Below are 12,172 nucleotides of genomic sequence, written 5' to 3' on the forward strand. Positions count from 1 at the left end.
TTGTTAAATCAAGTATGATTCGGGGTAAACACTGCGCATTATCTGTTAATAGATACAAATATTCCTACTTACAATGGTTTTTCTCATGTTTTCTCATTTTTTCACAAACTATCCTTTCACCGCTCCGAAGGTGAGGCCTCTAATTAGATACCTTTGGGCAACAAGAGCAAAGACCACAACGGGAAGCATGGTGACTATACCGGCCGCGGAAAGAGGTCCCCATGCAACCCTCCATCCAGTGATGTATCTTCCAAGGAAAATGGGTAGCGTTTGAGCACGTGCATCGTTCGTTAAAACAAGAGCCAGAAGGAACTCTCCCCAGCTTTGAATGAGAGAAAGCACTGCGACCGCTGCGAGTCCTGGGGCACTGAGAGGAAGAACCACATAGAAGAACGTTTGAAAAGGAGTAGCCCCATCTACATAAGCCGCTTCATCTATCTCTCTTGGAATCTCTCTGAAAAAGCTGATAAGAAGCCAGACCCCGAGAGGCACAACTATGACAAGATGGGACAGAATGAGAGCCCACCAGGTGTTGATGAGTCTCAGTTTCGTGAATATCACGTACAGGGGAACGGCTGACACAATAGGCGGGAGCATTCTGATGGAGATGATCCACTCCGCCAGGAATGGACCTCCTACCTTGTATCGGGCAATAGCATAGGCAGCGAGGGCACTGATTACCGTTCCTATAAGTGCTACAGATACACCAACCACGATACTGTTTCTCAAGTACGGAAAGATGTTCTCAATAGAACCGGTTGTTCCACCGAAAACTTCTGTCTCTTTTGCTCCAAAGAAATTAGCAAGCGTGGGCTTTGTCGGAAAGAATCTAGGAGGCATGGTGAACCACTCGTCTGAAGGCTTAAAGGCTGTGATCACAAGCCAGTAAACGGGAAAAAGGAAAAATATCAAACAAACGGCGATCAGGATGTATCTCACAATTGTCAGGATTTTTTTCATCACTCTTCACCCCCAAACCCCAGTTGTTGTCTCATTCTCACAAGCCTGAACACTGCATTCACAAGGACTATCGCCACAATCAATAGCAAAACACTCAACGCAGAGGCGTAACCGATGTTCCACCCAAAAGAAATACCTACCTTGTAGATGTAGAAACTGTAAGTGTGGGTCGCAGATCCTGGACCACCCCAGGTTGTCATGAAGACAATATCAAAGGTCTTCAGACAGTCTATGATTCTCAAAACAAGAGCGACCAGGATCAAAGGTCTTAGAAGAGGAAACTCCACGTGCAAAAAGACTCTTCCCCAATCGGCTCCATCCACCCGGGCCGCGTCTATGAGATCCTGAGGTATCGACTGAAGACCTGCGTATATCATGAGAAAAATGAAAGGAGTCCACTGCCAAACGTCTATGATAATGATCCCCAGTTGTGCATAGAATGGATCTCCAAGCCACGAAATTTTGGGAACACCGAAGAGTGACAGGAACCAGTTCACCGGTCCAAAGGCAAAGTTGTACAACATCTTCCAGGCAACACCGGAAACCGCCGGTGGAATCATCATGGGAATGAGAAGGGAAGACCTGATTATCTTTTCTCCCTTGACGCCCCTTATCAGAAAAGCGATGAGAACACCGAGAACAAGTTCTACGGGAACTGCTATCGAGAGGAGCTTTGCGGTGAATTTCATGGATTCGATAGCGGTTGAATCTCTGAAAATCTGGAAGTAATTCGAAAGACCAATGAAGTGAGTCTCCGCACTCTTTGAAAGATCGTAATCTCTGAAAGAAGCCCAGATCATGAAACCAAAGGGATAGATTGTCATTGCAAGGAAAAGAGCGAGAACGGGAAGAACCATCAACCAGGGAACAATTCTTTTTCTCATGGCAAAAGGGGGCAGAGCGCCCCCTCTTCACCTCCTTATTTTCCAAGAATCTCTTCCCATTTTTTTGCAAGATCGTTCAGCGTTTCCATGGAGAGCGGGAGTTCTCCAGAGAGGATCTTGGAGAAGGTCTCAACGGTGATGTCTTCGAGTCTCGGTTCCTCTGGAATCCTTGGCCTGTGGGTCTGAGAAACGTACGTTACCTCGAGGGCGGGAACTCTCGGGTCAGCGGCCCTCACCTCGGGATCCTGGAGTGTTGAGATTCTGGCAGGAGCGACGGCGAATCTCAAGAACTTGTTCTTGTCAGCCCATTTGCTAGTGGCGAAAATGATGAATTTGAACGCAGCGAGTTTCTTGTCCTCGGGTATGAATTTGTTGATGCCGAGTGCCCATTGACCACTCACAGATCGACCCGGCATGGGAATGATCCCGACTTTATCTTCACCGAGTGTGCTCTTGAAGATCAGATACGGCCCCGTCCATTGAGGTACCATAGCAACGAGTCCCTGGTTGAAGTACTCAATCGTTTCACCGTAATCAGAGCCGAGCGGATCTGGACTGTAAGGCATGAGTTTTTTCATCATTTCGAGCGCTTTCAATCCTTCTTCGCCGTTGAAGGCCGGTTTGTGATCCGCTGTGAAGTATTCACCGAATTCAAGATCCGCAGTTCCGTGCCTCATGATACCGAGTGGTGCGTTCCTGTACTCACCGAAAAACAGCAGATACATGTAGAAGAGTGTGTGGGTTCTCGGGAACATGAGGGCGATTCCGTAGTCTGTTGGAGAGCTCTTGTTGTATTTTTTGGTGAAGAATTCCGCTATTTCTACAACTTCTTCCCAGGTGGTCGGGAGGGTGAGTTCTCTACCGTATTTTTCTTTGAACGCTTGTTTTATCTTTGGATCTTCAAAGAGATCTTTTCTGTAATAGAAGAGCATTGTGTTGTTGTAGAACGGAAGCCCGATGAGTTTTCCCTGCCACTTTCCAGATTCTTCCAGAACCTGTGGGATAAAATCGTTCAAATCGTAATCTTCTGGAACAAGTTCTGGATGTTGTTTCATGAACTCTCCAAGGTCAACCAGTCCGAAAGAGACGGCTCCAGTGGTCATCACATCGTAAGTGAAAGCGTCGAACGATCCAGCCTGAGATCTGAGATCCTGCAGCAGCTTCGGATAAAGTACTTCCCACGAAAGAGGTACGATCTCAACCTGAATTTCGGGATTCTGTTTCATGAACTCCTGGGCAAGCCACTTCAGGGCGTCCGCGTTGTCTGGAGAACAGAGAACGGAGATTTTAACCGAGAAGATCAACGAGGTGATGATGAGAAAGATCAACAGTAAAAATCTCTTCATACAAATCCCCCCTGCCTAAAAATAGTGGATAACGGTACGTACCGATGGTAGTATATCATATCTGTCAACAAAGAATTATCTTATAGTCAATTAGTTAACATAAATCTCCGCAGAAACGGACATGATACGTATAAAGGTACGTACTTTTATGTTATACTAAAAGGATGAAACCATGAGAAAGGAGGTCGGAGAATGATAGATCTCAAGCAGTACGAGTTCTGGTTTCTCGTTGGAAGTCAGTATCTTTACGGTCTGGAAACCCTGAAAAAGGTGGAACAGCAGGCAAGCAAGATCGTGGATTCACTGAACGATGACCCCATCTTCCCTTCAAAGATCGTTCTGAAGCCGGTTTTGAAGAGTTCTTCTGAAATCACAGAAATCTTTGAGAAAGCAAACGCAGACCCCAAATGCGCAGGGGTTATCGTTTGGATGCACACTTTTTCCCCATCGAAGATGTGGATACGGGGACTCTCTATAAACAAAAAACCCCTGCTTCACCTTCACACGCAGTACAACAGAGAGATTCCATGGGATACGATCGATATGGATTACATGAACCTGAACCAGTCTGCACACGGAGACAGAGAGCATGGGTTCATACATGCAAGGATGAGACTTCCAAGGAAAGTTGTGGTGGGACACTGGGAAGAGAAAGAAGTCAGAGAAAAGATCGCAAAGTGGATGAGAGTGGCCTGTGCGATACAGGATGGAAGAACGGGACAGATAGTCAGGTTCGGCGACAACATGAGAGAAGTCGCCAGCACCGAAGGTGACAAGGTAGAAGCCCAGATAAAACTCGGCTGGTCCATAAACACTTGGGGAGTTGGAGAACTTGCAGAGAGAGTGAAAGCCGTTCCAGAGCGCGAAGTAGAGGAACTTCTCAAAGAATACAGAGAAAAATACATCATGCCAGAGGATGAATACAGTCTCAAGGCAATAAGAGAGCAGGCGAAAATAGAAATTGCTCTGAGAGAATTTTTGAAAGAAAAGAACGCTATTGCCTTCACCACCACGTTCGAGGACCTGCACGATCTTCCACAGCTTCCCGGGCTCGCGGTCCAGAGACTCATGGAGGAAGGATACGGTTTTGGTGCAGAAGGTGACTGGAAAGCAGCGGGATTGGTTAGAGCCATCAAGGTAATGGGAACGGGTCTTCCCGGCGGAACTTCCTTTATGGAAGACTACACTTACCACCTCACTCCCGGGAACGAACTCGTTTTAGGGGCTCACATGCTCGAGGTATGTCCAACGATAGCAAAGGAAAAACCACGAATAGAGGTTCACCCTCTCAGCATCGGCGGGAAAGCAGATCCTGCCCGTCTTGTCTTCGACGGTCAGGAAGGACCAGCCGTTAACGCATCGATCGTTGACATGGGTAACAGGTTCAGACTCGTTGTGAACAAGGTTTTATCCGTTCCCATAGAGAGGAAGATGCCAAAACTCCCAACAGCCAGGGTCCTCTGGAAACCGCTGCCTGATTTCAAGAGGGCAACTACTGCATGGATACTCGCTGGAGGATCACACCACACTGCCTTCTCAACAGCCATTGACATAGAATACCTCATCGACTGGGCGGAGGCATTGGAAATCGAATACGTCGTCATCGATGAGAATTTGGATCTCGAGGACTTCAAAAAAGAACTGAGATGGAACGAACTCTACTGGGGGCTTTTGAAAAGATGAAAGAGGGGCGAAAGCCCCTCATTTTTTTGGATACGTCACCGACTCTCTCATAATGAGTTTTGGTTTGAAAACATATTTCTCAGGTTTTTCTCCATCGATCATCTTCAAAAGGATCTCGACTGCTTTCTTTCCAACTTCTTCCTTGGGATGTTCGAAGGTGGTCAGAATCTCTCTGAAATCACCTATGGGAGCATCGTCGAAACCTATAACTGAAACGTCCTCTGGTATCTTCAGACCCATTCTCTTTGCTGCAAGGAAAAACTGAAGAGCCGTTGCATCATTGTAGCAGAAAACCGCAGTTGGACGCTGATCCTTCGGTAAAGATAGAAGCTCAAAAGCACTCTGCATAACAATACCGGTGAACTCCGAAACATGAAAAGATTTCTCGTGGACTTTCTCGAAACCGAGTTCTCTTCCTCGTTTCAGAAAAGCCTGGGCTCTCACAACACTGGGAAGGTGTATCGTTTTATACAATACAGCCACATTCCTGTGTCCATACTGATAAAATATTTCCGCTGCTTTTTCTCCTCCGTACCAGTCGTCGAGAACAACACTTCCCACACCTTCTATGTCCCAGTTGGTGTGTACCAGAACTACCTTCGTGCCTTTTTTTGCCATGTCTTCTATCAAATCTCTGTTGGAACGTTTGGTGGCACTGTAGACAGGGTCTATTATCAGGCCATCCACACCAACTTCCAGCCATTCGTTTATGATCTGTCTCTCCTTGTGGGGGTCCTCAGAAGCGTTTCCAAGAAGCATCTTGTACCCGTTTGCAAACAGAACCTCTTCGGCGCCGAGTGCTATATATGGAAATATGTAACTTGTGATCTGCTGGACAAGAATGCCAACGACCTTGTTTTTCTTTTCTATGTTCACAAACGTTCCAAGTCCTGGCTTTCTGATGACCAGGTTTTTAACTACCAGTCTTTCAAGGGCCTTTCTCACCGTTTCCCGACTGGCGTTGAATCTTTCCATTAACTCTTTCTCGGTGGGGAGTTTGTCTCCGTGTTTGTACTTTCCAGATTTTATTTCATCGATCAGAAATTTTTCAATTATTCTGTATTTTGGAAGGATTGCAAATCACCTCTCCTTTACCTGCCAATCTTCTCGACTATTTCTTTCGTATCCCTCGCTATCATGAGCTCCTCGTTTGTTGGAACAACCAGTACTTTCACACGGGAATCGAGAGTGGAGATTATGCCTTCCTTTCCTCTTATTGTTTCTTCGTTCTTCTGTTTGTCAAGCTTCACTCCGAGAAATTCCAGGTAAGAACACACATCTTCCCTTGTGATTGGAGAGTTTTCTCCAACACCGGCTGTGAAGACTATGGCATCAACACCGTTCATCGCAGCAGCGTACGCGCCTATGTATTTGGCGATCCTGTAGTGGTAGATGTCGAGGATGAGCTTGCACCATTCGTCTCCTTTCAAGGCAGCCTCTTCGATGTCCCTCATGTCGGAGCTGAAGCCCTTTGAAAGTCCGTAGACACCACTCTTTTTGTTAAGTATATCGTACATCTCCTGGGGGGATATACCTTCTTTTTCCATGATGAAGAAGGGAATTGCCGGATCCAAATCACCGGACCTTGTACCCATAACGAGTCCTTCAAGCGGTGTGAATCCCATGGAGGTATCGACGCACTTTCCATATTTCACAGCGGCTACTGAAGCTCCGTTTCCTATGTGACAGGTGATGATCTTGAGTTCTTCTAGTTTCTTCCCAAGGATCTCCGCCGCTCTTTTCGAAACGTACCTGTGACTTGTACCGTGAAAACCGTAGCGTCTGATTCTGTGCTTCTCGTAGTATTCGTACGGTATAGCGTAAAGATATGCTTTCTGAGGAATCGTCTGGTGGAAAGCTGTGTCGAAAACAACCACATTTGGTACTCCTGGAAGGAGCTTCATGGCAGCTTTTATTCCCATGAGATTCGCAGGGTTGTGAAGCGGTGCAAGAGGTGAAACCTCTTCGATCGCTTTGAGCACTTCCTCGTCCACAAGCACCGATTCTTTGAATCTTTCACCACCGTGAACCACCCTGTGACCAACGGCATCGATCTCCTTTAGATCTTTTATGACTCCAAGTTTTTCATCGACCAATGTGTTCAATATGAGTTTCAATGCTTCCTCGTGATCCGGAAGTTCTCTTTCTATCACATACTTTTCGTCGTTCACTCTGTGAACGAGCCTGCTGCCTTCAATGCCGATTCTTTCTGCGATACCCTTACAAAGAACTTTCTCACCGTCCATCTCGATGAGCTGGTACTTTATTGAGGAACTTCCCGAGTTTATCACCAGTACTTTCATTCTCTCTTCACCTCACGCCTTTCCGCTAGATCCGAATATTCTGATTCTCTCTTTGACGATTTCTTTCACCTGTTCGAAGACAGGTCCAAAAATCTTTCTGGGATCTATCTGAGACTTGTCTTCTGAGAGAACCTTCCTGAGATACGCAACGAAGGTAATTCTCAGGTCGGTGTCCGTGTTTATCTTGTTGATACCAAGTTCTATAGCTTTCTTCAACATGTCTTCAGGAACACCTTTCGCACCGGAAAGCTCGGCACCGTATTCGTTCGCCAGTTTCACTACATCCTGTGGAACCATGGAAGCTCCGTGAAGAACGAGTGGTATCTGGGTGTATTCCTTCACTTTCTTCAGTCGTTCAAAGTCGAGCTGTGCTTCCCCTTTGAACTTGAACGCACCATGACTGGTTCCAATGGCTGGAGCTAAGAAATCCACTTCTGTTTCCTTCACAAATACCTTTGCTTCTTCTGGATCGACAAGTACGGACTCTTTTTCCACCACGTTGTCCTCTATTCCCTTGAGTTTTCCGAGTTCCGCTTCTACACTTATACCAACCGCGTGAGCTATCTCCACGATTCTCTTCGTCTCTCTGAGGTTTTCCTCGAAGGGAAGATGTGAAGCGTCGATCATCACCGAAGAGTAACCCGCTTTTATGGCGGCCATGATGATTTTAAAGTCCCTTCCGTGGTCCAGGTGGAGTGCGACAGGAACCGAAAGTTTCTCAGCGTAAGTTCTCACCATTTCAACGGCAAGTTTTGCTCCTGCCTCTATATCGCCTTTTCCTATGTACTTTATTGCCCCTTCCGATGTGGCGACGATGACCGGTGCTTTTTCTCCCTCAGCGGCTTCAAGAATCGCCTGAAGGAATTCCATGTTGTTGAAATTGAACGCACCAACAGCGTATCTCTCTTTGCTGGCTTTTTCCAGAATTTCTTTTGTGCTCTTTACATAAGGCATTGTCACACCTCCTTCAATGTAAAGGCCGGGACAAGCCCGGCCTTCAATTATTTCTTGTTTTTGAGAGCTGCCTGAGCTGCTGCAAGTCTGGCAACGGGTACTCTGTACGGCGAACAGGAAACGTAGTCGAGTCCGATCTTGTCGAAGAACAGTATGGATCTCGGATCTCCACCGTGTTCTCCACAGACGCCAACTTTGAGATCGGGTCTTGTGCTTCTTCCTTTCTCTTTACCCATCCTCACCAGTTCTCCAACACCGTCGTAGTCCAGCGTCTTGAACGGATCGTGTTCGAGGATGCCCTTTTCAAGGTACTCAGGCAGGAACTTTCCAACGTCGTCTCGGCTGAATCCGAAGGTCATCTGTGTGAGGTCGTTGGTACCGAAGCTGAAGAATTCAGCTTCTTCCGCTATCTGATGGGCGGTGACAGCAGCCCTTGGAACTTCGATCATGGTTCCGATCTTGTAAGTGAGCTCGACACCAGCTTCTTTTATGAGAGCGTCGGCCGTTTCCTTGATGATCTTCTTCAGGTACCTGAGTTCGTTAACGTGTCCCACAAGAGGAATCATGATTTCAGGTATCACATCTATTCCTTCCTCTTTCTTGAGTTCGATGGCCGCTCCAATTATTGCTTTGGTCTGCATCACAGCGATCTCAGGATAGGTGATGGTGAGCCTACAACCTCTGTGTCCGAGCATCGGGTTGAGTTCTCTGAGATTCTCCACGACGTTCTTGAGTTCCTCAAAGGAGACTCCCATCTGTTCGGCAACTTCCTTGATCTGTTCATCTTCTTGCGGCAGGAATTCGTGAAGAGGAGGATCTATGAGCCTTATGGTGACAGGAAGTCCTTTCATCACCCTGAACAATCCTTTGAAGTCCTCTTTCTGAAGTGGCAGAAGTTCATCCAGAGCCTTTTCTCTTTCTTCTTTTGTCTTTGCGAGGATCATCCTTCTAACCTTGGGTATTCTATCCTTTTCGAAGAACATGTGTTCTGTTCTGCAGAGCCCAATTCCTTCAGCACCGAATTTTCTCGCAATTTCCGCGTCTCTCGGTATATCTGCGTTGGTTCTCACACCGAGTCTTCTGATCTCATCGGCCCACTGCAGAAGTTCTGCGACTGGTCCTTCAAGACCCTGTGGTTTTATTGTTGTCACTTTTCCAAGGAGAACCTCACCGGTCGTTCCATCGATTGAGATCCATTCTCCTTCTTTTACAACGACGTCTCCCACTTTGAAGTAGCCTTCCTCAGGATGGACTTCTATGGATTCTGCTCCGACGACTGCTGGCTTACCCATTCCTCTCGCGACAACGGCAGCGTGAGAGGTCATTCCTCCTCTGGAGGTCAGAATTCCCTGTGCAACGGCCATTCCTCCGACGTCTTCGGGGCTGGTTTCAGGTCTCACAAGAATAACCTGTTCACCTGCTTTACCAAGTTCTTCGGCTTTCTTGGCGTTGAAAACGACCTTACCCGTTGCAGCACCTGGAGACGCAGGAAGCCCTTTCGCGATGACTTTTGCCTGGGCCTTTTCTTTTGGATCGAACACAGGATGAAGCACCTGTTCGACGTCTTCAGGTCTCACTCTGAGAATAGCTTCCTCTTTGGTGATGAGTCCTTCGTGGACCATGTCAACGGCGATCCTGATAGCTGCCTGAGATGTTCTCTTTCCACTTCTTGTCTGAAGCAGGTAGAGTTTCCCTTTTTCGATGGTGAACTCGATGTCCTGCATGTCTCTGTAGTGTTTTTCGAGTCTTTCCATTATTTCAAGGAGCTGATTGTAGACCTCCGGCATTCTGTTCTTCAACTCTTCAAGTTTGAGGGGGGTTCTGATACCCGCAACAACGTCCTCACCCTGGGCGTTGGGCAGGAACTCTCCATAAGGTTTCTTCTCTCCAGTGTTCGGGTCTCTTGTGAAAGCGACACCCGTTCCGGAGTCTTCTCCCATGTTTCCAAAGACCATCGCGACGATGTTCACAGCCGTACCGAGGAGATCTCCCTCTTTGATTCCGTGAATTTCTCTGTACTTGATAGCTCTCTCGTTCATCCAGCTACCGAACACCGCATCGATCGCAAGCCAGAGCTGTTTCCAGGGATCCTGCGGAAATTCTTTTCCTTCTTCCTTGTAGATCTGTTTGTATCTTTCAACGAGTTTTTTGAGGTCTTCTGCATCCAGTTCGGTGTCGAGTTTCACACCTTTTTCCTTCTTGAGTTCTTCGAGTGCCTTTTCGAATTTCTCGTGAGGTATCTTCAGAACCACATCACCGAACATCTGAAGGAATCTTCTGTAAGCGTCGTAGGCAAACCTTTCGTTGTTCGTCAGTTTTGCTAATCCTTTCACTGTCTCATCGTTGAGACCAAGATTGAGAACGGTGTCCATCATTCCAGGCATTGAAATGGCTGCACCAGATCTGACGGAAACAAGGAGTGGATTGTTGGGGTCACCGAACTTTTTTCCAGTAACCTCCTCGAGTCTCTTCATTGCCTCTTCAACCTGTTCTTTCAGTTCTTCTGGATAAGTTCTTCCGTGGTCGTAGTAGTACTTACAAACTTCCGCAGAAATGGTGAATCCGGGAGGAACAGGAATTCCAAGGTTGGTCATCTCTGCGAGGTTGGCACCTTTTCCACCGAGGATATCTTTCATGTCCGCTCGGCCTTCTGCCTTACCGTTTGCGAAGAAATACACGTATTTCTTTGCCATCTTCTGACTCCCTCCTTTTCCTTTCGTATCCAAGAATTTATTATAAAATCAAAACCGCACGATTAACTTCGGTATCATTTCACGTTAACATAGAAAACCATCTTCCCATCTTTGTAGAAGCCCCTCGCAAAGATGTAAGCCTCCTCACCCTCTCCCACAAGCGATTCCATGACAGCTTTCATATCGAGAAAGAGGAAGAAAACGTCGTTCTTTGCAGGCGTGATATCGAGATCTCTGGGAGAAAATTGCTCGCTTTTCAGAACGACTGTGTCTCCCTCTGTGCAAATCGATAATCCATTTTCCAGAACAAAACACCTGCCTTCCTTCCTGTACTGAACTCCCGCGGTTTTTAAAGCGTTTTCCACTGCATCAGGGGTTTTCAGCCTGGCTTTTGCAACAACTTCGAGATTGGTGGGAGTGGATCCGGCTATCAGGTCCATAACCGCTGAAGATACATTCGCACTCAAGAACATTGGAGGTTCGAGTTCTTCAAAGAGATTTTTGACAACTTTCTCAATGTCCGATTCGGGAAGTTGAACAGGTAGATTCTCGCTTTCTATAGAAAATCCAGCGCTGGAGAGAACGTCTAACAATCCATCGTAATTCTCCGTGTTGAAAATCACCGTCAATTCTCCGAACGTGTAGTAATCAGATGGGACTTTCCTCGGCTGTCCAACTTTTTCGAGGAAGTTTCTGGAAGTATCATCCATTGGTATGATTTCCACCTTTATCGAGAGATGATCACCCGCGGATTCTTTTGTGCTCACAACGGTGAAGGAATACTTCTCACCTTGCAGCAAACCGTAGCCAAAGAAATCTGCGGTTTTCAGAGTATCGGGAATCTTTCCCCCACCCTTCAAAGAAGCGTTCACTGCTTTAGCTGTTCCTAAGAAGAGATACCCATCTTTTTCAGCAACGACCACATCTTCCATTCCCAGCAGATCAACCACGAGAGACTTTATGCTGTCTTTCAGTTTCTTTGTCTTTTCAGACGGTCCCAGAACGAAGCAAGTGTCTTCGCTGTCGAGCTGTACAAAGAGAAATTCGTGAGAGAGGAGATCGTAGAAGTCGGAAGGCTCTATATCCCTGCTGATAAGCTGGGACTCCAGAACACCCTGTATCATCATCTCAAGACCGAGGCTCTCTGTCAGGAAACGGCCGGTAGAAAGGCTTTTGACCTCGGAGTAGAACTCTGATAAATCCTTCACATATCGAATCACCTTGAAATTCTCCGGTACATAGTTTAATATTTGTGAAAAAGAGAGGGCCGTGAGAATCAGCAGGATAAAAATTATCCCTTTCTTCATGTTCAGAACCTCCTTCTTTTTTCTTCACCAAAACTTATGATA

Annotated in this window: 9 protein-coding genes; 1 reads left to right on the top strand and 8 read right to left on the bottom strand. The window is 46.7% G+C overall.

The genetic code is table 11. The annotated features are described in order from the left end of the window. Positions 1–108 precede the first annotated feature (108 nt). The 3 genes from CELL2_RS03250 to CELL2_RS03260 all read right to left on the bottom strand — a co-directional run bounded on the left by CELL2_RS03250 (position 109) and on the right by CELL2_RS03260 (position 3,190). Positions 109–960, bottom strand: coding sequence for a carbohydrate ABC transporter permease (locus CELL2_RS03250; protein WP_038033407.1), 852 nt, complete (start codon positions 958–960; stop codon positions 109–111). Beyond that, complete coding sequence (locus CELL2_RS03255; protein ID WP_235231283.1) at positions 960–1,817, bottom strand: carbohydrate ABC transporter permease; 858 nt, start codon at positions 1,815–1,817, stop codon at positions 960–962. The genes CELL2_RS03250 and CELL2_RS03255 overlap by 1 nt, the downstream gene beginning before the upstream one ends. 62 nt (positions 1,818–1,879) lie before the next feature. Next, the gene (locus tag CELL2_RS03260; RefSeq protein ID WP_038033403.1) at positions 1,880–3,190 is read right to left on the bottom strand and encodes a sugar ABC transporter substrate-binding protein; all 1,311 of its coding nucleotides are present in this window, start codon (positions 3,188–3,190) and stop codon (positions 1,880–1,882) included. Between the two features lie 192 nt (positions 3,191–3,382). Between CELL2_RS03260 and araA the strand changes: the two genes are divergently transcribed. Next, positions 3,383–4,873, top strand: coding sequence for an L-arabinose isomerase (gene araA / locus CELL2_RS03265; RefSeq protein ID WP_038033401.1), 1,491 nt, complete (start codon positions 3,383–3,385; stop codon positions 4,871–4,873). 18 nt (positions 4,874–4,891) lie between these two features. Here the strand turns inward: araA and CELL2_RS03270 are convergent, their stop codons facing one another. The 5 genes from CELL2_RS03270 to CELL2_RS03290 form a co-directional block, all read right to left on the bottom strand. After that, a complete protein-coding gene (locus CELL2_RS03270) occupies positions 4,892–5,947 on the bottom strand; it encodes a GntR family transcriptional regulator (RefSeq protein ID WP_081625172.1) in 1,056 nt (351 codons plus the stop codon). Positions 5,948–5,964: 17 nt separating this feature from the next. After that, the gene (gene ackA / locus CELL2_RS03275; protein ID WP_011943260.1) at positions 5,965–7,176 is read right to left on the bottom strand and encodes an acetate kinase; all 1,212 of its coding nucleotides are present in this window, start codon (positions 7,174–7,176) and stop codon (positions 5,965–5,967) included. A gap of 12 nt (positions 7,177–7,188) precedes the next feature. Then, the gene (gene fba / locus CELL2_RS03280; RefSeq protein WP_038033400.1) at positions 7,189–8,130 is read right to left on the bottom strand and encodes a class II fructose-1,6-bisphosphate aldolase; all 942 of its coding nucleotides are present in this window, start codon (positions 8,128–8,130) and stop codon (positions 7,189–7,191) included. A gap of 47 nt (positions 8,131–8,177) precedes the next feature. Beyond that, positions 8,178–10,823 carry a pyruvate, phosphate dikinase gene (ppdK, locus tag CELL2_RS03285; RefSeq protein WP_038033399.1) on the bottom strand — a complete coding sequence of 882 codons (2,646 nt, stop codon included), beginning with the start codon at positions 10,821–10,823 and terminating at the stop codon, positions 8,178–8,180. A 74-nt stretch (positions 10,824–10,897) separates the two neighbouring features. Further along, complete coding sequence (locus CELL2_RS03290) at positions 10,898–12,130, bottom strand: hypothetical protein (protein WP_038033398.1); 1,233 nt, start codon at positions 12,128–12,130, stop codon at positions 10,898–10,900. Positions 12,131–12,172: the final 42 nt, after the last annotated feature.

The organism is Thermotoga sp. Cell2 (assembly GCF_000789375.1).
Taxonomy (GTDB): Bacteria; Thermotogota; Thermotogae; order Thermotogales; family Thermotogaceae; genus Thermotoga; species Thermotoga petrophila.